The sequence below is a fragment of the Heyndrickxia oleronia genome (assembly GCF_017809215.1).
Classification (GTDB): domain Bacteria; phylum Bacillota; class Bacilli; order Bacillales; family Bacillaceae_C; genus Heyndrickxia; species Heyndrickxia oleronia.
Map to the genome: position 1 here is coordinate 3,160,953 of NZ_CP065424.1, position 21,973 is coordinate 3,182,925.

Sequence of the window (21,973 nt, forward strand, 5' to 3'; positions counted from 1 at the left end):
TAGCTTGTTACTATAAGACCGTTTACTACTTATAATCATTTGTTTACAAAAATTTATCTGTAAAGACTAAACCTCATAGCTCTTCCACAATAATATTTGTATTCGTATATACACAAATGTCGGCTGCAATATCCAAAGAGGCCTTAGCAATTTCTTTAGCAGTCAAAATTTCTCCAGCATGCTGCTTTAATGCTCTCCCTGCTGAAAGTGCATAATTACCTCCGGAACCGATTGCTAAGATCCCATCATCAGGTTCAATCACTTCCCCAGTACCTGAGATTAAAAGAATTTGCTGTGCGTCCATCACGATCAGCATTGCTTCGAGTTTACGTAAAACCTTATCGCTTCTCCATTGTTTAGCAAGTTCTACAGCAGCTCGAGTTAAATTACCGTTAAACTCCTGGAGCTTTCCTTCAAACATTTCAGATAATGTAAAAGCATCTGCAACCGAACCAGCAAAGCCAGCAAGCACTTTACCATTAAATAATTTTCTAACCTTTTTAGCTGTATGTTTCATTACAACCGCATTTCCAAAGGTTACTTGACCATCTCCAGCCATTGCGCTTTTTCCTTTATGCTGAATAGCAAATATCGTTGTGGCATGAAAATCTCCCATACGAACACCTCCATAATTAATGCAAAAGCAGTTCCTAAACATATAGAATATTGAATAAGCTTTTATGCTTTTCATTCGTGATAGTGCGATAGAAACATGGATCCAATTTATTTTTATATTTTACTAATCAATATGACATGATGTTAAGCTCTTGGATGGTGAGACAAATAGGTTTTTCGCAAATGCTCTTTTGTGACATGGGTATATATTTGTGTAGAAGACAAATTTTCATGTCCTAAAAGTTCCTGCACAGTTCTCAAATCTGCCCCGTGATTTAATAAATGTGTTGCAAATGTATGTCTTAACATATGTGGATGCATTTTTCCAGTTAATGCAGCTTTATTGATTAAATCATTTAAAATGTATCTTATGCCTCTTTCTGTTAAGGGGGTGCCCCGAAAATTAACAAAGAGATACTCATGGTTATCTTTATTTTTCATTAGCTTATGCCTTGAATGATCTATGTAATTGCATAATGCTTTATTCGCGAAATCTCCAAATAACACAATTCTCTCTTTCTTCCCTTTACCCCTAACCAGTATCGTATCAAACTCAAGATTAATATCTTTCAATTGAATACTCGCACATTCACTGACACGGATTCCCGTTGCATATAGTATCTCAAGTAATGCCAGATTTCTTACATCTAAAGCTGAATCACCTTCACAGGCTTGAAATAACTTTTCCATCTCTTCTTCATAAAAGAATTTCGGTATTTTTAATTGTCGTTTTGCCTGGGAAAGGAAAACAAATGGATTTTCTTTAACTATTTGTTCCCTCATTAAAAATTTATAAAAGCTCCGCAAACTTGAAATTTTCCGAGCCAAGCTAGGCCTGCTGTATTCTTTTTCAAAAAGTGTTGTTAAATACAGGCGGGCATCAAAATATTCAACATTCCCAAGTTCTGTTATACCTTGTTCATTCATGAACAAATAAAAGTGCTCAATGTCTTGCCGATAAAACTTAACCGTATACTCTGAATAGTTTCTTTCTATTTGAATATACTCCATAAAAGCATAAAGACAAGCTTCTAAATTTTCATTCATCTTAACACCTCACAAAGGCTACTAAATATTATCACAATTTAGTAGCCCTTGCAATGAATGTTACAAATTTTTCACAAAGTTTTGAATTGTTTATAATTCATTCTATAATCACTTGTTTTTAAACAAGAATAGCAACAGCTGCATAAAACATGAATCCCTATTTCAAACCATCCATCTAAATAATTCGACAATATTTTCATTGATCCCCTAAAGCATTTTACAATACTAATCGAAAGAAATAAAGTAATAGTATATATTTTTTATAAAAAATTAATATAAGTATAATAAATAGGTCCTATTCCAGGTTGAAGATCGTCCGTCCCCGACTTTTTAATAAACAAAAGCTATAAACTTTATTAAGGGATAGCTGAGCTTTTATTAAGTATAAAAGTAGGTAGAAGGACTATAAAAAAGCAATATACTTTACAATTAAATGAAAAAAATATAAAGAGTGGGTATTTAAACCCACTCTAATGTCATTTAAATATGTTATTCAACTGTCTTTTCTTTATAATCACAATTGGTACATTGAACCTGTACACCCTTCTTCAACTTTTTCTCCACTAATAAATGATCACATTTAGGACATTTTCTTTCAATCGGTTTATCCCAAGATAGAAAATCACACTCCGGATATCTATCGCATCCGTAGAATATTCTTTTCTTTTTACTTTTTCTTTCAATAATATTTCCCTCATTACATTTAGGACATGTAACTCCAATCTCTTTTACAATTGGTTTTGTATTTCTGCAGTCGGGAAAATTACTACAAGCCATAAACTTACCATAACGCCCCATTTTGAACACCATTGGACTGCCACAGTTTTCACAGTCCTCACCGGCTTCCTCATCCTTAATCTCAACCTTTTCCATTTCAGCTTCGGCTTTTATAAGATTTTCATGGAATCCTTTGTAAAATTCATCAATGATCTTAACCCATTCAATTTTACCCTCTTCTATCTCATCGAGATTACTTTCCATTTTCGCAGTGAACTCGACATCTAATATTTCCGGGAAAAATTCCATGATTAGCTCTAATACAATTTCTCCTAATTCAGTAGGAATAAATCGTTTATTGTCCAAGGCAACGTAACCGCGTTTTTGAATGGTATCTAGAGTTGGCGCGTAGGTTGAAGGGCGACCTATGCCCAATTCTTCTAATGTTTTCACTAAACGTGCCTCTGTATATCTTGGAGGTGGTTGTGTAAAATGCTGTTTAGGATCAATTTCCTCAGAAGTGACTTGATCTCCTTTCTCCATTTGAGGGAGAAAATTCTCTTTTTCTTCTGTTTGGTCATCTGTCCCTTCAACATACACTTTCATAAATCCAGAAAATTTTAGTTTAGATCCATTTGCTCTAAAAATAACATCTCCATTCAATAAATCGACACTCATCGTATCCATTATGGCCTGAGACATTTGACTTGCAACGAAACGTTCCCAAATTAATTTATATAACCTTAATTGATCACGACTTAAATATTCCTTTAATGAGCTTGGTTCCCGCAATGTACTTGTTGGACGGATTGCTTCGTGAGCATCTTGTGCATTTGATGCTTTTTTATCCTTACGTTGTTCGGAGCGGGTATATTCTTTTCCATATTGGCTTTCAATATAAGAGAACGCTTCTGCCTGGGCAATTTCTGAAATACGGGTTGAGTCCGTTCTCATATAGGTAATTAAACCAACTGTCCCTTCTTTTCCTAAATCAATTCCTTCGTATAACTGCTGCGCTAGCATCATTGTTTTTTTCGCTCTAAAATTTAATTTACGTGCTGCTTCCTGCTGCAAGGATGATGTAGTGAAAGGAGGTGCAGGGTTCCGTTTTCTTTCCTTTTTAGATACAGAATTAACGGTAAATTCTTTCCCACTAATTTTGGAAAGAATATTTTTCACCTCAGCCTCGGAATGAAGGGATAATTTCTTACCATCCACTCCATAAAAAGAACCCTGAAAATTTTCTTTTCCTTTTTTAAAATCAGCAACAATCGTCCAATATTCTTCGGGTTTAAAGTTTTTAATTTCATTCTCACGATCAATAATTAAACGTACGGCGACTGATTGTACCCTCCCCGCACTTAAACCTTTTTTTACTTTCTTCCATAAAAGAGGGCTTATATTATAACCGACTAAACGATCCAATATCCTTCTTGCCTGTTGGGCATCTACTAAATCTGTATTTATTGGTCTAGGGTGTTTAAATGATTCTTTAATTGCATCTTTCGTTATTTCATTAAAAACAACTCTGCAATCTGAGTGAATATCCAAATCTAAGCTATGTGCTAAATGCCATGCAATTGCTTCCCCTTCACGATCGGGGTCGGCTGCAAGATATATTTTCTTCGCTTTTTTAGCAGCTGTCTTTAATTCTTTTAAGACAGGTCCTTTTCCTCTAATTGTTATATATTTCGGTTGAAAATTATGCTCTGTATCCACACCCATTTGGCTTCTAGGTAAATCCCGAATATGGCCCATAGATGCTTTAACCTTATATTTTTTTCCTAAATATCTTTCAATCGTTTTCGCCTTAGCTGGCGATTCCACGATAACCAAGTACTCTGACATTAAGAAGCCTCCCAGAGGTTTTCATTATTTTTTGTTATAGTTTAAAGGGTAGAGTCGCTAGCTATCTCGTTATTTTAAATTCAGTAAATTTAGCTTCCGAATTATTCGTTAAATGGTATAGCCCTAATTACTCACACACCTTATGTTGCATACAAATACGAATTCTTTTTTTCATTCAAGCTATGTTGATTAATGATTAAATTTTCATACTCAAAACTGTTTCGTAAAATCAAGTGTTCATCTTAACGTTGATTAATTTATTTGTCAACATAAATGGATTGTTATAAAAAACAGTTACTATGGAGCTAGAAATCGTTTTCAACTTTTTATTTCTTTATTTTGTAATTATATTAATACAATTAAACATAAATGTATCTGTTGGAAAATGTATAACAGATTTTTCAAAATTGCAACCTTTTTAAGCTAAAATAGGTAATATTTTAAAAAACTATATTTTACCCAAGGGATTTTAAACGTACTTTTTATACCTAAAACTACTATTATAATAATTTCTCCTATCAAAACATTTTATAAATATAGGACTCCTATCCCGCTTTTTTAGTCTAATATATTTCTTCCAAAATATCATCACCCGTTAAAACAAGTTTAGCTCCCTGTTGTATGAGAAAATTGGTACCTTTTGATAACGGGTCTACGACACTTCCAGGGATAGCAAAAACCTCTCTATTCTCTTGAAGTGCAAAATCAGCCGTTATTAATGAACCGCTTTTTTCTTCTGCTTGAATGACAACAATTCCTTTCGACAATCCACTAATAATTCTATTTCTCATTGGAAAATGCCATCTCTGTGGTTTTGTATTTGGAGGATATTCAGACAAAAGAAGGTGTTCCTTTTTCATATTCTCTGCAAGGCGTCTGTTTTCCTGCGGATATATATGAAAAAAACCACTTCCAAGAACACAAATTGTTTTTCCTCCATGCAAAATGGTCATTTCATGTGCCATCGTATCTATCCCTTTTGCTAATCCACTAATGATTGTGATCTTTTTCTTAATAAGAGTCGGAAGAATTTGTTCAATCGCTTTTCTACCATATATATTGCCTTTTCTAGAGCCAACAATAGCAACGCAAGGTGAATTCAAGAGTGAAACATTGCCGATCGCATACAGGGCAAGAGGAGGATTATAGCATTGCTTTAATAAGTAGGGGTAATCAGGGTCAAATAGGTGGATAATATTTGATCAATTTTCAGATGATGTAGATCATAATAAAATTTTGAGAAGTGTTCAGGAGAAGAATTAATGATTGATTTCAACTTGGATGGAGGTGTCTTATATAGATTTTTTAGAGTAGGATCAGATTGGATGATTTTAATAATACCTTTAGAATTAATTCCCCTACAGTGATGGAGATGAATGATCCTTTTTTTAAACGCTTTCACATGATTCCTCCTTTATATAAGGTTTAACAAATAGAGGATGACAAAAAACATCCTCTATTTGCTTTAAAACTTTTAACCTAGTGAGTTTTACATTTTTCATAAAGTCCTTTTTCTTTAAGAACTTCAATTAAAGTTTCACCCATTACAGAAGGTGTTGCAGCTACTTTAATGCCACATTCGTTCATGACACGAATTTTTTCAGCAGCAGTACCCTTACCACCAGAAATAATTGCACCAGCGTGGCCCATACGTTTTCCTGGAGGTGCAGTTACTCCACCTATAAAGCCTACAACAGGTTTAGTCATATTGGCTTTCACCCAAATAGCAGCTTCTTCCTCAGCTGTACCGCCAATTTCACCAATCATTATTACAGCTTCAGTTTCTGGATCTTCATTAAAAGCTTTTAATACATCGATAAAGTCTGTACCATTTACAGGATCTCCACCAATCCCAACTGCAGTAGTTTGTCCAATACCAGCTTGAGATAATTGATGTACAGCTTCATATGTTAATGTTCCAGAGCGGGATACTACTCCTACATGACCTTTTGTATGAATATAACCCGGCATTATACCAATCTTACATTCTTCAGGTGTAATCACTCCTGGGCAGTTAGGACCAACTAATCGAGTCTTTTTGCCTTCCATATAGCGTTTTACCTTTACCATATCCAATACTGGAATATGCTCTGTAATACAAATAGCTAAATCTAATTCAGCATCAACCGCTTCCAAAATTGCGTCTGCAGCAAAAGGAGCAGGAACATAGATAACAGATGCATTTGCACCAGTTGCTTTCACAGCTTCAGAAACTGTATTAAATACTGGTACTCCTTCCACTTCTGTTCCACCCTTACCAGGTGATGTTCCACCTACGATTTTTGTACCGTATTCAAGCATTTGTTTTGTATGGAAAAGAGCTGTTTTACCAGTAATACCTTGAACGATTACTTTTGTATCTTTATTAACAAATACGCTCACAATATTCCCCTGCCTTTCTTAAATATTAGCCTACTAATTCTACGATTTTTTGTGCTCCGTCTGCCATTGATTCAGCAGCAACGATATTAAGTCCAGATTCATTTAAAATCTTCTTACCTAATTCCACATTTGTTCCTTCTAAACGAACAACTAAAGGCAATTCAAGTCCAACTTGTTTTGTCGCCTCCACAACACCTTCTGCGATAATATCGCATTTCATAATACCACCGAAGATATTAACGAAGATACCCTTTACATTTTTATCGGAAAGAATGATTTTGAATGCTTCTGTTACTTTTTCTGCAGTCGCGCCGCCCCCAACATCAAGGAAGTTGGCTGGATCTCCACCATAATGCTTGATAATATCCATTGTCGCCATTGCAAGACCTGCACCGTTTACCATACATCCAATTTTTCCATCTAACGCAATATAGCTAAGATCGTACTTAGAAGCTTCGATTTCCTTTGGATCTTCTTCTTCTAAATCGCGATATTCAACGATATCTTTTTGACGGTATAAAGCATTTGAATCAAAGTTTAATTTTGCATCAAGTGCCATGACATTACCGTCACCAGTAACTACAAGTGGGTTGATTTCTGCAATTGAACAATCTTTTTCAACATATGCAGTATACAGACCCATCATGAATTTCACTGCTTTATTTACTAGAGCTGCAGGAATATTGATATTGAATGCAATACGACGAGCTTGGAATGCTGTTAAACCAACAACTGGGTCAATTGTTTCCTTGAAGATTTTTTCAGGTGTCTTTTCAGCAACCTCTTCAATTTCAGTACCGCCTTCTTCAGATGCCATTAAGACAACACGTGAAGTAGCACGATCTAATACAAGTCCAACGTAATATTCTTTTTGAATATCACAACCTTCTTCAATAAGAAGGCGCTTAACTTCTTTACCTTCTGGACCTGTTTGGTGTGTAACTAAAGTTTTTCCTAAAATTTCGTTCGCATATGTACGGACTTCATCCAAGTTTTTAGCGACTTTAACACCGCCAGCTTTACCACGACCACCAGCATGAATTTGAGCCTTAACAACACAAACATCTGTACCTAATTCTTTCGCAGCTTCTACCGCTTCTTCAACAGTGAAGGCTACTTTCCCATTTGGTACCGCTACCCCGTATTTTCTGAGGATTTCTTTACCTTGATACTCATGGATATTCATTTTCCATCCTCCTATCAAACTATACAAAAAATAAACTGCGCTTCCATTGTATTAAATGGATGAAAATATGTCTAGCCTTCTGAGCCTAATTCAAGCACATTTCGGCATTATTTTTAATCAATTGTTTGTTTTGACCTAATTATTTCAATATTGAGTGAATTAGTTTGATTCCTTTTTCTCACGATCTAAACGATAAATAAATGCAAATACTTCGGCAACCGCTTCATATAATTCTTCTGGGATACTTTCATTAATATTTAATTGACCTAGTAATTCTACTAAGTTACGATCCTCTTGAATAGGGATTTGTTTTTCCTTCGCAGTATCGATAATTTGATCAGCAATGAGCCCCTTTCCTTTCGCAATTACGGTTGGTGCTTTTTGCTTATCTGACTGATATTGCAGTGCGATTGCTTGTTTTCTTTCATAATTTTGCTTCATATTCGTATATCAACCCCCGAATATAGTGAATGAGCCTTTTGTATGTTTGAACGTTCCATGCCACCATTCCCTTTATTAGGTTGGTCAAATTGTATAGCAGAAAGTGTATAATTAATTTCCATTAATGCTTTTTTTAAAGGAGGAATAAATTTTTGCGATAACTCTGGAAGATATTCACCTTCATTAATTATTTTTATCGTGATCACACGATTTTGCACTTTCATATCTACTATTGTTTCTTTTAAATGCTCTAACTCTAAATAAAAAAGGATCTTACAATAGTTTGCATCAATTTTTCCATCCTCTTTGCTTTTACCAGACCATTGCATAGTGACTTCTGTTTGATAACCAAATAATTGAATCGGGAGCTGATAAACAATATTAGTTATCGGATTATTTTGATTGGATAATAATAGTTGACCATTCATTTTATTTACCAATTGTTCAGCAAGCTCTTTAGATTCCAGAGGATGGTTGGTCTCTTGTAAATATTTAACCAGTAGCGGCTTTAATATATTATCTGTTTGGTTTAATTCTGCATTACCTTTAAGTATTTCAGCTTCGTAATTTATTCCTAGTTTTTTAGTTACTGTTTTGAATAGTTCCAGAATGTCCTTACCTTTTACAGATTCCTTTACTTCAGTTTCTACTTGTTTTAAAAAATGTTGGTCTTCCATAGAAAGAGCTAATCTTTCATTTTTGAATGGCTCGACACGATTTGTATACTGGGATTCTTTTTCATTTGTTTTCACCATTTCTGGGATAAAAGTTGTTGTTGATCTATTATTTTCTGTACTTTCATCAGTTAGGTAATTCTCAAGAATTTGAACACTTTTATTAATTTGATCATATGATTTTTCTTTTAAATTGGTTAAATGCTGTACAATCTCGTTATATTTATTTGCTGCTTCGACTTCATTATTTTTTATATTCAATTGATTAACAGCATTTCCATTTGTTAACGTTGTTTGTTTATCTATAGTTGTATTGTTAATCATTCCTAATTTATCTAATAAATTTATTGCTTTTATTTTGTTAGGAGCAGTTTCCTGAATTGCTGTGTCTATTATGGAAAGTAAAACTTTCTTAGCAATTGGAATATCCTGCTGTACGACATTCCTTATCATTGAAAGCAATAATTGATTAGTTTTACTAGTAGGTTCCAATTGTAGTTGCTTTTCAAATAATTGCAATGTATCGTGAATGCTTTTTTGCGTCTTGATCGTTTCTAGAACAGATTGAAAAATCGTTTCTGCTAATGGAAATTTATTTTTAAACATTACTTGAAGCGTGTTAAAGCTGTCTTGTGAATTCCCTTTATTTTCAAGCCATTGGGCAATTGTTACGATTGCATCTTTTGTCAATGGAATTTGTTCTTTAGATAAAAATGCAAGAAGTTCGTTATTTACTTTATTATTCGGAAGTGAAAGTTGGTTTAATAACAAGGAGTTTGCATTATTTTCCTTCGAGTAGGAAGATAGCATTTTAAGGATTGTTTCCCCTTCTCGTGAAAGTACTTGAAACCAATATTGATTACCATTTATTAAGGGTACTTCAAGCTTTGCAATTATATTTTGCTGCCCTACTTGGACGAGAGCTGTTTGATTCGGAAATATTTTCTTTATATTACCTAAAAAAATTTGTCCAGACCGAAATTCGAAGCGTGGCTGAATGGTTTTTATATCTAATTTTGCTAATGATTGTAGCGTAAGTGGCAGCATTGTTTCCCCTTTCCTCCATTACTTGTATTGGATTTACTGTTTATTTAATTTCCAAAAAAGCTATACCTATTAGTAAAATCTCAAACTGTTGTGTCTAGCTTTATTGCAAATATATCATTTATGCTTAAATTTTTTATTATATTTTACTAAAGTGATAAGTGGCCATACATATTGATAACTATGGTAATGAATATAGAACTGACCACCTAAACCTTGTCCCACAGGATAAGCATTATCCCTCTCTTTAATATCGGCTTCATTGATTAAAAAGTTTATCCCCTTTCGAATCGTTGGTGTTTCCTTATCAGATATTGTGATTAATGCATCTAAGGCCCATGCTGTGTGTGTCAATGTACTCTTCTTGAGCGCTACATATTTTTTGGCGATATCACTCCGACAAGATTCACCCCAGCCACCATCAGCATTTTGTATACGAGTTAACCAATTTTTTGCTCTTATGATTGCTGGATGATCCGAACCAATATTAACTGCCAGTAAGCCCAAAACTGCGGTCCAAGTTCCATAAATAAAGTATATTCCCCATCTGCTGTCCCAAGATCCCTCTTTATTCTGACGCGTAAATAACCATTTCGTCGCTTTTTTTATTTGAGGATGATCCTTGCGAATATCTGTGTACATTCCTAAAAATTCCAAGGTTCGTCCAGTTAGGTCTGTTGATGAGGCATCCATTAATAGTCCCTCACCATAAGGTAAAAAATTCAACAGTGGATTATCCACATTTCTTTCAAATGAAGCCCAACCGCCATCATCATTTTGCATGGATAAAATCCACTGAATCCCTCGATTCCAGGATTGCTGGTATATTGGTTGAGTATGGATCAATCTAGAAAGTGAACGAAGAGAAGCAGATGTATCATCAATATCTGGATTGATCGTATTAATATTTGAAAATCCCCACCCACCTGGTAAAGTCCTAGGAGAATGAATCTTCCAATCACCAAATTTATTATGCTGTCTTTTTAGTAGATATTCGGTTGCTTTAATAATAGTGGGATGGGAAGTTGGGACACCTGCATTTTGAATGGCATCTGAAAGTAAAGAGGTGTTCCAGACATTTGCCGTTGTATATTGACAATGATAATTTCCATTTATTACACATATCATTGATTTCAATCCTGAAATCGCTTTTATAATTTTGGGATCATTTTTACTTTTTCCCCTTGCCAAAAATGCATATATCATGTAGAAAGTAGCACTAAAATAACTATATAATGTACCATCCGCTTCTGTATGCTGAATCATATAATCTTCCAAATACTCAATAGCTTTTCCATGGAGATCGTTGTGCCATTCCTCAATTTCTTTTATTCCATGTTCAATAAAATCGATAATTGAGCGAGTTTCTTCCATTTCTTCTTCCTTCCTATTTTTACTTTCCCCAATAAAAAGATCATTTAATTTTGGTGAAGATAAAGGCTTTATAACAAATTTAGAATCAGCAAGAATTAGTAATGGGGCTATATTAGCCCTCCCAAATACGGAAATATCAAAAAAATTCACTGGAAAGCTTTTAGGAAGTAATACAGCTTCAACAGGAATTGGAAAAAGTACTTCCCACTCCTTTTGTCCAGTGAGAGATAATAACACATTCGTGAACATATTTACAGATTCAATACCACCATTTTCAATAATGAATTTTTTTGCTTGTAGTAGATTTGGATTATCTCTATCAATGTATCCAGATATTTGTAACGCATAATAGGAACTTACTGTCAGTGATATATTTCCTCTTTCCTCATCCAAAAATAATCTCCATGCTCCATCTTCATATTGTTCATTCAAAATCCTTCTTGTTAAGCTTTTTATGAGGTCTTCATCTTCCTCTAATTGAAGGGTTCTTAATAAAATAATCATACAGCAATCTGTAAGAATCCCTGTTTCAAAGGGATACTTCCATGAGCCATCCTCTGCTTGTTCAGAAATTAATTTGTTAATTAACTCATTAATCTGTCCTTCTACATTAACACCCAAATCTTATCACTCCTCATTTTTCAAATGCTTTATGATTAATTTCTATTCAAACGAATGTAATAATTGCCTAAAGAAATACTATTTAAAGCACGAAAATAAATGATTAATTAGTTTAAGAAATAGAGTCATCTTTTTTGCATTTTGATCATGACTAACTCATAATGTTCTTAAAGGAGTGAGCGTTAATGGACAATTTTACATATTGGAACCCAACAAAATTAATTTTTGGTAAAGACCAATTAGAACAGCTAAAAACAGAAGTACCCCAATACGGAAAGAATATTCTACTTGTTTATGGCGGTGGCAGTATTAAAAGAAGTGGCTTATACGAACAAGTGATCAATATTTTAAAAAATTTAAATGCAAACATACATGAATTATCAGGGGTAGAACCAAATCCTCGCATTTCAACTGTTAGAAAAGGAGTAGATATTTGTAAAAAAGAACAAATTGATTTCATCCTTGCAGTTGGTGGTGGGAGTGTTATTGATTGCACAAAAGCCATTGCTGCTGGAGCAAAATATGATGGTGATGCATGGGATTTAGTTACAAAAAAAGCATTTGCTACAGACGCTCTTCCCTTTGGCACTGTTCTTACCCTTGCTGCAACTGGGTCTGAGATGAATTCTGGTTCTGTTATTACCAACTGGGAAACAAATGAAAAATATGGCTGGGGAAGCCCATTTACTTTCCCGAAATTTTCTATCCTTGACCCCGTTAATACATTTACAGTTCCTAAGGATCAAACGGTATATGGGATGGTCGATATGATGTCACACGTTTTTGAGCATTATTTCCATTTAACAGAAAATACTTTAATGCAAGATCGTATGTGTGAATCTTTATTATTGACTGTTATGGAAACTGCACCAAAGCTTATCAATGATTTAGAGAATTATGAATATCGTTCAACTATATTGTACAATGGGACAATGGCATTGAATGGTATGCTTTCTATGGGATTTAGAGGGGATTGGGCTACACATAATATTGAGCATGCGGTATCTGCCGTTTATGATATTCCCCATGGTGGTGGTCTGGCAATTCTATTTCCAAATTGGATGAAGCATAACTTAAAGGTGAAACCTTCTCGCTTTAAACAGCTAGCTGTTCGTGTATTTGGTGTTGATCCTGAAGGAAAAACAGACGAAGAAATTGGACTGGAAGGGATTGAAAAGCTTCGTGAATTCTGGAATAGCATAGGTGCACCATCAAGACTAGCTGATTATGGGATTGATGACAGTAAATTAGATATAATGGCTGATAAAGCAATGGCTAATGGGGAGTTCGGAAACTTTAAAAAGTTAAATCGGGATGATGTATTAGAAATTTATCGGTTATCACTATAATTTAAATAGGCTGACACTATGTCAGCCTATTTTCATGAATTTTTAATGGGAGCAAATGTTTTACGGTGAATGGGACAAGGCCCATATTTTTTAATCGCTAATAAATGTTCTTTCGTACCATATCCCATATGTTGCTCAAATTTGTATTCCGGATATGTAATACTATATTTTTTCATTAGATTATCCCTTGTTACTTTCGCAACAATTGATGCTGCAGCAATGGATACACTTAATGCGTCACCCTTAATAATCGATTGCTGTGGATAAGGAATATTTAGTTTCATCGCATCAATTAAACAATAATCAGGACGGATTGATAAGTTAGTGATCGCTTCTAACATCGCTTTTTTTGTTGCCTCATAAATATTTAATTGATCAATTTCTTCTGCAGTTATTAATCCAATACCTACAGAAATGGCGTTTTCAACAATATAATGATAATATTCTTCACGCTTTTTTTCCGATAGCTGCTTTGAATCATTAATACCAAGTAATTTAAAGCCTTTAGGTAGAATAACTGCAGCTGCCACTACAGGTCCTGCTAGTGGACCTCTACCGACTTCATCAATCCCAACTATGTACTCAAAACCCTGCCCCGCAAGTTTATTTTCATATTTCATCATTTCGTTAAATTTTTCATGTTGAACCTTAATATTTTCTTGCTCTTTATACCAATTTTGTAGGAGCTTTTGTACCCCTTTCCGTTCATCTAGTTCAAGTTGTTGAATAAACGGATCATCTAGGGTTACAACTGTTTTTAGTGCTTCTTTTATATCTTTAATTGTGTTTGATTTCATCTGTATCCTCACTACTACTTTGAATGCAAATAGATCGTCAAATAGGGAAATTACATATTCAATCCTCTTCAGCTTGATCTTCTGGTAAATCAAATGATATGCTACCTAATTTTTCAGAGCGAATATCCCTAATGATGGTTTCAGCTGTTTTATCATAGTCTACTTCACCTTTTGACATTAAACATCCCCTTAATGTCCCTATATGGTTAAACAGAGGCAAAATATCGTTAGGGATCTCCGATAGCTCATATCTTTCCGTTAATCGATTCGGATAATGGTTTTCAAGAAAACGTAAAGCATATACAGCAATATCTTGTAAATTTAATATCGTATCTTTAATTGCACCTGTCAATGCTAATTTATAACCAACCTCTTGATCCTCAAATTTTGGCCAGAGAATCCCAGGGGTATCAAGAAGCTCTAGTTCCTTTCCCACCTTAATCCATTGCTGTGATTTAGTAATTCCAGGCATATTACCAGTTTTCGCAATATTCTTTTTCGCAAGACGATTAATCAAGGTAGACTTACCGACATTAGGAATGCCAATAATCATTGCTCTGATTGCTCTCGGCTTCATTCCTTTTGCTCTCATACGGTCAAATTTCGGCTTAAGTATTTCCTGTGCAGCATTAACAATCTGGTGCAAGCCACTGCCAGCTTGTGAGTTTATCGCTAATGCCTTTTTATCGTTTTGTTCATAGTATTTTAACCAACTATTTGTGATCTCTCTATCTGCCATATCTGCTTTATTTAATAATATTAAGCGTGGCTTCTGTTGAATGATTTCTTCTAGCATTGGATTGGCTGATGAAACAGGAATCCTTGCATCAACCAATTCAAAAATAATATCTACTAATTTAAGTTTTTCTGTTACTTCCCTTCGAGCTTTCGCCATATGCCCTGGAAACCATTGTATCGTCATCCTATGCGCTCAACTCCAACTATTATTTATGTCATATTTTTATGTAATTACTTTACAATCCTAATATCAGAAATTGGCCACCATATTAATTTCGTATCACCAATTACTTTTTTTATTGGGATTGTTCCAATACTTCGACTATCCTTACTACCTCGACGATTATCCCCCATTACAAAAATTTCACCTTCTGGGACAGTATCTCTGCCAATATAGTCCCTCAACGTAAAATCTTCTGTTAATGTACCAACCGCGATTTCTTTCTTTGCCTCATCTAGATAAGGTTCTTTATAGGCTTTACCATTTATGTAAAGAATATCATCTTTATATTCAATTCTGTCCCCAGGTAAACCAATCACTCGTTTAATATAATCCTTCTTTTCTGGTGCATGGAAAACGATGATATCAAAACGATCGGGCTTTCCAAATCGATTAACAATCATGCGATCTCCATTATGTAGTGTAGGCATCATCGATGACCCATCAACAACAATTGGTGCAAATAAAAAATAACGAATAATAACTGCAAGAAGAACCGCAATTAGTAAAGCTTTTGTCCATTCCCATAATTCGTTTTTTTGTTTTGACATTATCCCGCCACCTTTGTTAAATTGCCAAGTATTATTATAAATATATCAGCTTCATCCAAAAAAGTGAAAGATTAAATTAAGATCATGATTTTATTTATCATTAATATTTCTTTAGAAAAATATATCAATAAAAGTCGAAAAGGAGCTTGATAACCAAGCTCCTTTTGTCTTTGAATCGTAGCTATCTTAATATTCTTTAAGAAATAGAATAGCTTCTTTTCATTATTAACGAATTTCTTTAATACGAGCGGCTTTACCACGTAAATTACGTAGGTAGTAAAGTTTCGCACGGCGAACTTTACCGCGACGCACTACTTCAAACTTCGCAATCTTAGGAGTGTGAACAGGGAAAGTACGTTCTACACCAACACCATAAGAAATTTTACGAACTGTGAAAGTTTCGCTGATTCCACCACCACGGCGTTTAATTACAACACCTTCGAATAACTGGATACGTTCGCGAGTTCCCTCGATAACTTTAACGTGAACACGTACAGTATCACCAGGACGGAACGCTGGAATATCAGAGCGAAGTTGATCTTTTGTGATTTCTTCAATAATTTTGTGCATCGAATTCAACTCCTTCCAACAGATGCTCATACAAATCCTTTATTGCAGCGGAACATCGTTTTCATATGATTTATGCGTTCATAAATCACAAGAAATATCTTACCATATCACTAGTTGTATTGCAATAACAACTTTTATTTGTTTTCTTTATGTTCTTTTTTCCAATCGTTGATCCATTGTTTATGTTTGTCAGTTAGAGGGTAATTTTCAAGAAGATCTGGTCTTCTTTGCAGTGTTCTTAATATCGATTCTTTTTCGCGCCATTCGTCAATATTCTTATGATTTCCGGAAGTCAGGACATCTGGAACTGTCATCCCTCTAAAATTAGCAGGTCTCGTATACTGTGGATGTTCAAGTAACCCTGAAGAAAAGGAGTCCAAAATAGGAGAATCCTCATTACCTAATACTCCAGGAAGAAGTCGAACAACGCTATCTATGACAACCATTGCTCCAAGCTCTCCTCCAGTTAGAACATAATCACCGATGGATATTTCATCCGTCACAACATGTTCACGTATACGTTCGTCATATCCTTCATAATGACCACAGATAAAAATAAGATGTTGTTCTTGAGCTAATTCTTCCGAAACTTTTTGAGTTAAAACCTTTCCTTGTGGACAAAGGAGTATGACCCTAGGCTTCGTATGTTCATTCGATTTCGTTAAATGATCAACTGCATCAAAGATAGGCTGTGGTTTTAAAACCATGCCAGCTCCTCCCCCATAGGGGTAATCATCAACAGTTTGATGTTTATTATCAGCATAATCCCGAAAGTTGACTACATTATACTCTACGACATTTTTTTCTGCTGCTTTTTTCAAGATGGACGAACCAAATACACCCGTAAACATTTCTGGAAATAATGATAGTACATCTATTTTCATGATAATAAACCTTCCATTAATTCAATCGTAATTGATTTATCTTTTACATTTACAGACTTTACGACATCATCAATATAAGGAATTAAATATTCCTTACCATTTCCCCCTTTAACTACCCAAACATCATTCGCACCAGGTGTTAATATTTCTTTTACGATTCCAATTTCTTCACCATCTGTTGAAAAGACTTTACACCCGACAATTTCATGAAAATAAAATTCACCTTCGTCTAAACTTGTCAATTGTTCTTCAGAAATTTTTAAAATTCCATTTTTCCATGGTTCCACTTCATTAATATTATTGTATCCTTCAAAAGTAAGTAAATCGAAGTTTTTATGTGTACGATGAGTTTTTACTGTTAACTGAATCGGGGTATGATCATTAAGAAAAAGGTATAAAATATTTCCCTTTTTATATCGCTCTTCTGCGAAATCCGTCTTAGAAATAACTCTTACTTCTCCACCAAGACCATGGGTATTCACAATTTTTCCTACATTAAACCATTTAGTCATTTAAATCCACCTCTAACGTATTTCTATGATGATCCCATCTTTTACAATGATCATTTGTTCTTTTGTGATTTGATCCCAGCTGTCACCAACATTGACATCAACAAGAGCCTGTACTTCCTTCTCTTTGATTTCACTTCCTAATGGCAATATGTTAAGCTGTTCAATTTGAAAATCAATTAATTTTATTTTTTCCTTCCGCCCATTAATTTCTTTTTCAAAATGTGATTTTAAACTAGCTGAAGGAAATTTCTTTGTTCTATCAAGTTTTTTTAATTCAAACCTTAATTGATCACATTCTTTTTGCAACATCATTTTTTTTTGATAATAAGATTGATGGAGTTCCTTTTTACTTTGTTCTGTTAATACCTGCTTTACCGTAACTGTTTGTAACAGCTGCATTTTTTACCTCCTTATATTTTACTGATTGATCTATTTAAAAACCTATTTAATGAAATAAAATAATAATAAGGAGTATGTGTGAGGTTTTATGTACGATATTTATTTATTATACAGAAGGCTCTTTTCTCAAACAATATCGCTTTAACTTTAAAAATAAGGTAACAACGACAAATTCCTTATTCCACTGAGAAAAGAGCGGAAGTCTTCTTAAGTACGCCGAACCCTTGCTTAAGTTGTAAAAGCCGATGTAGGGCTTTTACTAAAACTAGACAAAAACAGTCATACAGAAAAAGGGAGGTATTAAACCTCCCTTTTTCTGAACATTCATTAACAATGTTCATTCGACAATTTCCAAATAAATTTTCTTATGTTGTTTGGATCCTGCTGCAGCATAGACAACAGTTCGAATGGCTTTCGCAACACGCCCTTTTTTTCCTATGATCTTACCGATATCTGCTTTATTAACAGATAGTTGATAAGAAATATGATGATCTTCTTCAACTTCATGAACCGAAACATCCTCAGGAAAATCAACAAGGGGCTTAACAATCGTTAAGATTAGCTCGTGCATCGAAATCACGCTTATTTGCTATATTTCGCGTTGTGGAATTTTTCCATGATGCCTTGTTTTGAGAATAAGTTACGAACTGTGTCAGATGGCTTTGCACCATTTTGTAACCATTTTAATGCTAATTCTTCATTGATTTTCACTTCTGCTGGTTGTGAAACTGGGTTGTAAGTACCAACTGTTTCAATAAAGCGACCATCACGTGGTGAACGAGAATCAGCTACAACAATACGATAGAAAGGAGATTTTTTTGCTCCCATACGTTTTAAACGAATTTTTACTGCCATTTTAAATAGCACCTCCGAATAGTTTTACACAAGATAGTATATTATCAAATAAATACTTAGTTTGTAAAGTGTTTTTTCTTAACACTTATGATTATATCAAAAATGATGGACAAAATCATTACAAATTCGCTTTTTTTATATAAAAATAGCTTCTGCACTTGTCACTTAATCCCAGTGAGCTCAAGGCATATTGATATCGACCTACATAAATGGAAATTTAAAGCCTTTTCGTTTACCCTTTTGCATGCCGGTCATTTGTTTCATCATTTTTTTCATGTCTTCAAATTGCTTTAACAGACGGTTCACTTCCTGTACAGAAGTTCCACTGCCTTTTGCAATTCTTTTCTTTCTACTGGCATTCATAATCTCAGGATTGATTTTTTCTTGTTTTGTCATCGATTGAATAATAGCTTCAACATGACTTATTTGTTTTTCATCAATTTGAAGATTCCCCATGCCTTTAATTTTATTTGCCCCTGGCATCATTTTTAACAACTCATCAAGGGGACCCATTTTTCGAACTTGCCCTAATTGATCAAGAAAATCATCAAATGTGAAATTCATTGTTCGTAACTTTTGTTCAAGTTCCTTTGCCTTCTCTTCATCTACATTAGCCTGTGCTTTTTCAATAAGTGAAAGCATGTCTCCCATACCTAAAATACGAGAGGCCATTCGTTCAGGGTGGAATGCTTCTAAAGCATCCAATTTTTCACCCATACCGACAAACTTTATAGGTTTTTCCGTAACAGCACGTATAGAAAGTGCAGCACCACCACGGGTATCACCATCAAGCTTAGTGAGAACGACACCGGTAATTCCTAATTGTTCATTAAAGCTATCGGCAACATTTACGGCATCTTGCCCAGTCATGGAATCAACTACTAGAAAAATTTCATCAGGATTAGATAATTCTTTAATTTCCTTTAACTCCTGCATCAATTCTCCATCAATATGCAAACGACCTGCGGTATCTATTAAGACATAGTCATTATGATCTTCTTTCGCTTTTTCGATCGCTTGTTTCGCAATTTCAATTGGACTTACTTGATCTCCTAAAGAAAAAACGGGCATATTTAGTTGTTTTCCAAGTGTTTCAAGCTGTTTAATAGCGGCTGGACGGTAAATGTCAGCAGCAACTAACAACGGATTACGATTATACTTTTTGCGTAGAAGATTTGCTAATTTACCAGTTGTCGTCGTTTTACCTGCTCCTTGTAGCCCAACCATCATTATGATCGTAGGTGGTCGTTTCGAAACAGCAATTTGGCTTTGCTCCCCACCCATTAAGTTCGTTAATTCTTCCTTAACAACCTTAATGACTTGCTGTCCAGGAGTTAAGCTTTTCATAACTTCCTGTCCAACAGCGCGTTCACTAACCTTTTTGATAAAATCCTTAACAACCTTGAAGTTAACGTCAGCCTCTAACAATGCTAGACGTACTTCACGCATCATTTCTTTTACATCGCTCTCCGATACTTTCCCTTTGCCGCGAATTTTCTGTATTGTGTTTTGAAGTCGGTCGGCTAGTCCTTCAAATGCCATTCATCCCGCCTCCTAGTCTAATTTCTCAAGCGCTTCAATAAGTGTCGAAATTTCTTCCTTCGAAGTAGTTTCAATAGCTTTTTTCAATTTTTCAAGAATTAAATTTCTCTCTTGAAATTTTTGGAATAACAAAAGCTTCTTCTCATATTCCTCAAGCATTGCTTCTGTACGCTTAATATTATCAAACACTGCTTGTCTGCTTACTTCATATTCTTCAGCAATTTCTCCGAGAGAAAAATCATCCAAGTAGTAGAGGGACATATAGCTACGTTGCTTTGGAGTTAACAACGATTGATAAAAATCATACAAATAATTCATTCTCGTTGTTTTCTCTAGCATAACCTTCCCCTCCCTTGTTAAGTGAAAAACCTTTACATATGAAGAATACACAGTTTTCATTCTTTTGTCAAGCAAACGAAAGAAATGCCTGGGGTTAACTGAAAAGAAGCACTATGGATAGACAAAAGAGCTGTGTATTAATGGGTCATCCCATCATACTTTGATCTATTCATATTGCGAAGGCTCGTCATCCTAGACAACTAAACAGGGCTGTCTAGCCAATAACTTGTCAGACAGCCCATCTTTAATTATTCTTCTACCTCTGTTTCTTCAATAACCGTTGAGAACAAACCGTACACGTATTTTTCAGCGTCAAATTCTTGAAGATCATCCATTTTTTCACCGAGACCAACAAACTTGACTGGAATATGGAGTTCATTGCGAATGGCAAGAACAATCCCACCCTTTGCAGTTCCATCTAATTTAGTTAATACGATTCCGGATACATCTGTTACTTCCTTAAAAGTTTTAGCTTGAATCATTGCATTTTGTCCTGTTGTCGCATCTAAAACAAGCAGAACCTCATGTGGTGCTCCTGGAATTTCTCTTTCAATTATCCGCTTTACTTTTTCTAATTCATTCATTAGATTTACTTTATTTTGCAAGCGGCCTGCTGTATCACATAATAATATATCTGCTTTCCGGGCTTTGGCAGCTTGTACAGCATCAAACATAACTGCGGCAGGATCGGAGCCTTCTCCTTGTTTAATTACATCGACTCCCACACGATCTCCCCAAACCTCTAATTGATCAATTGCGCCTGCTCGGAAAGTATCACCTGCTGCTAATAACACTTTTTTTCCTTCACTTTTAAATTTATGTGCAAGCTTTCCAATAGTCGTTGTTTTTCCAACACCATTTACTCCAACAAATAAAATGACCGTTAATTGATCTTCTTGAATATTAATTGAATTTGGTGCATCTTCATTACCTTGATAAATTTCTACAAGTTTTTCGGATATAACAGATTGAACTTCCGCTGGATTTTGAATATTTTTCTTTTTTACTTCCATTTTTAAATCCTCAACAAGCTCCATTACAGTATTAAACCCTACATCTGCTTGTATAAGAATTTCTTCTAACTCTTCAAAAAAATCCTCGTCTACTTTACGATAACGTGCAACAAGATCATTCACCTTATTCGTAAAATTATCCCTTGTTTTCGTTAATCCCTGTTTAAATTTTTCAGTTACAGAATCTGTCGACTTTGTAAATTTATCCTTCAACTTTTTAAAAAAGCTCATATTTTTTCACTTCCTGTTCAATTC

The 21,973-nt window shown here is 34.6% G+C and carries 23 protein-coding genes; 1 reads left to right on the forward strand and 22 read right to left on the reverse strand.

The features are described from left to right. Positions 1-73: 73 nt before the first annotated feature. From hslV to I5818_RS15875, 10 genes are all read right to left on the reverse strand, one after another. Positions 74-616, reverse strand: a complete 543-nt coding sequence (gene hslV / locus I5818_RS15835; RefSeq protein WP_058002642.1) for an ATP-dependent protease subunit HslV — start codon at positions 614-616, stop codon at positions 74-76. 143 nt (positions 617-759) lie between these two features. Continuing rightward, a complete protein-coding gene (gene xerC, locus I5818_RS15840; RefSeq protein WP_058002641.1) occupies positions 760-1,662 on the reverse strand; it encodes a tyrosine recombinase XerC in 903 nt (300 codons plus the stop codon). 489 nt (positions 1,663-2,151) lie between these two features. Continuing rightward, a complete protein-coding gene (gene topA, locus I5818_RS15845; protein ID WP_071976671.1) occupies positions 2,152-4,227 on the reverse strand; it encodes a type I DNA topoisomerase in 2,076 nt (691 codons plus the stop codon). Between the two features lie 563 nt (positions 4,228-4,790). Then, complete coding sequence (gene dprA, locus I5818_RS15850; protein ID WP_338075644.1) at positions 4,791-5,423, reverse strand: DNA-processing protein DprA; 633 nt, start codon at positions 5,421-5,423, stop codon at positions 4,791-4,793. Then, positions 5,384-5,629 (reverse strand): hypothetical protein, encoded by a 246-nt coding sequence (locus I5818_RS26380; RefSeq protein ID WP_313902911.1) that lies wholly within the window; start codon positions 5,627-5,629, stop codon positions 5,384-5,386. Before I5818_RS26380 ends, dprA begins: the two co-directional genes overlap by 40 nt. Positions 5,630-5,706: 77 nt before the next feature. Next, positions 5,707-6,609 (reverse strand): succinate--CoA ligase subunit alpha, encoded by a 903-nt coding sequence (sucD, locus tag I5818_RS15855; protein WP_071976669.1) that lies wholly within the window; start codon positions 6,607-6,609, stop codon positions 5,707-5,709. Positions 6,610-6,634: 25 nt separating this feature from the next. After that, the gene (gene sucC / locus I5818_RS15860; protein ID WP_058002637.1) at positions 6,635-7,795 is read right to left on the reverse strand and encodes an ADP-forming succinate--CoA ligase subunit beta; all 1,161 of its coding nucleotides are present in this window, start codon (positions 7,793-7,795) and stop codon (positions 6,635-6,637) included. Between the two features lie 159 nt (positions 7,796-7,954). Further along, the gene (locus I5818_RS15865; protein WP_071976668.1) at positions 7,955-8,236 is read right to left on the reverse strand and encodes an EscU/YscU/HrcU family type III secretion system export apparatus switch protein; all 282 of its coding nucleotides are present in this window, start codon (positions 8,234-8,236) and stop codon (positions 7,955-7,957) included. Next, positions 8,233-9,957 carry a hypothetical protein gene (locus I5818_RS15870; RefSeq protein WP_071976667.1) on the reverse strand — a complete coding sequence of 575 codons (1,725 nt, stop codon included), beginning with the start codon at positions 9,955-9,957 and terminating at the stop codon, positions 8,233-8,235. The genes I5818_RS15865 and I5818_RS15870 overlap by 4 nt, the downstream gene beginning before the upstream one ends. Before the next feature lie 114 nt (positions 9,958-10,071). Beyond that, complete coding sequence (locus I5818_RS15875) at positions 10,072-11,949, reverse strand: terpene cyclase/mutase family protein (protein WP_071976666.1); 1,878 nt, start codon at positions 11,947-11,949, stop codon at positions 10,072-10,074. Positions 11,950-12,134: 185 nt separating this feature from the next. Between I5818_RS15875 and I5818_RS15880 the strand changes: the two genes are divergently transcribed. Next, positions 12,135-13,298 carry an iron-containing alcohol dehydrogenase gene (locus I5818_RS15880; RefSeq protein ID WP_078111257.1) on the forward strand — a complete coding sequence of 388 codons (1,164 nt, stop codon included), beginning with the start codon at positions 12,135-12,137 and terminating at the stop codon, positions 13,296-13,298. A 32-nt stretch (positions 13,299-13,330) separates the two neighbouring features. Here I5818_RS15880 and I5818_RS15885 read toward each other — a convergent pair whose 3' ends face one another. From I5818_RS15885 to ftsY, 12 genes are all read right to left on the reverse strand, one after another. Then, the gene (locus I5818_RS15885) at positions 13,331-14,095 is read right to left on the reverse strand and encodes a ribonuclease HII (RefSeq protein WP_071976664.1); all 765 of its coding nucleotides are present in this window, start codon (positions 14,093-14,095) and stop codon (positions 13,331-13,333) included. A gap of 58 nt (positions 14,096-14,153) precedes the next feature. Further along, positions 14,154-15,017, reverse strand: a complete 864-nt coding sequence (ylqF, locus tag I5818_RS15890) for a ribosome biogenesis GTPase YlqF (RefSeq protein ID WP_071976663.1) — start codon at positions 15,015-15,017, stop codon at positions 14,154-14,156. A gap of 47 nt (positions 15,018-15,064) precedes the next feature. Beyond that, positions 15,065-15,604, reverse strand: a complete 540-nt coding sequence (gene lepB, locus I5818_RS15895) for a signal peptidase I (protein WP_058002630.1) — start codon at positions 15,602-15,604, stop codon at positions 15,065-15,067. Between the two features lie 225 nt (positions 15,605-15,829). Beyond that, the gene (rplS, locus tag I5818_RS15900; protein WP_058002629.1) at positions 15,830-16,174 is read right to left on the reverse strand and encodes a 50S ribosomal protein L19; all 345 of its coding nucleotides are present in this window, start codon (positions 16,172-16,174) and stop codon (positions 15,830-15,832) included. 134 nt (positions 16,175-16,308) lie between these two features. After that, the gene (trmD, locus tag I5818_RS15905) at positions 16,309-17,058 is read right to left on the reverse strand and encodes a tRNA (guanosine(37)-N1)-methyltransferase TrmD (protein ID WP_058002628.1); all 750 of its coding nucleotides are present in this window, start codon (positions 17,056-17,058) and stop codon (positions 16,309-16,311) included. After that, on the reverse strand, positions 17,055-17,570 hold the full coding sequence (gene rimM / locus I5818_RS15910; RefSeq protein ID WP_058002627.1) for a ribosome maturation factor RimM: 516 nt from the start codon (positions 17,568-17,570) through the stop codon (positions 17,055-17,057). Before rimM ends, trmD begins: the two co-directional genes overlap by 4 nt. A gap of 12 nt (positions 17,571-17,582) precedes the next feature. Then, positions 17,583-17,969 (reverse strand): YlqD family protein, encoded by a 387-nt coding sequence (locus I5818_RS15915; RefSeq protein ID WP_071976662.1) that lies wholly within the window; start codon positions 17,967-17,969, stop codon positions 17,583-17,585. A 337-nt stretch (positions 17,970-18,306) separates the two neighbouring features. Then, positions 18,307-18,540 carry a KH domain-containing protein gene (locus tag I5818_RS15920; RefSeq protein WP_058002624.1) on the reverse strand — a complete coding sequence of 78 codons (234 nt, stop codon included), beginning with the start codon at positions 18,538-18,540 and terminating at the stop codon, positions 18,307-18,309. Positions 18,541-18,551: 11 nt separating this feature from the next. Then, complete coding sequence (rpsP, locus tag I5818_RS15925) at positions 18,552-18,824, reverse strand: 30S ribosomal protein S16 (protein ID WP_058002623.1); 273 nt, start codon at positions 18,822-18,824, stop codon at positions 18,552-18,554. A 201-nt stretch (positions 18,825-19,025) separates the two neighbouring features. Further along, positions 19,026-20,366, reverse strand: a complete 1,341-nt coding sequence (gene ffh / locus I5818_RS15930) for a signal recognition particle protein (RefSeq protein WP_058002622.1) — start codon at positions 20,364-20,366, stop codon at positions 19,026-19,028. Positions 20,367-20,378: 12 nt separating this feature from the next. Then, entirely contained in the window at positions 20,379-20,705 is a 327-nt protein-coding gene (locus I5818_RS15935; RefSeq protein WP_058002621.1) for a putative DNA-binding protein, read from the reverse strand. A gap of 248 nt (positions 20,706-20,953) precedes the next feature. Further along, a complete protein-coding gene (gene ftsY, locus I5818_RS15940) occupies positions 20,954-21,949 on the reverse strand; it encodes a signal recognition particle-docking protein FtsY (RefSeq protein WP_071976661.1) in 996 nt (331 codons plus the stop codon). Between the last annotated feature and the right edge of the window lie 24 nt (positions 21,950-21,973).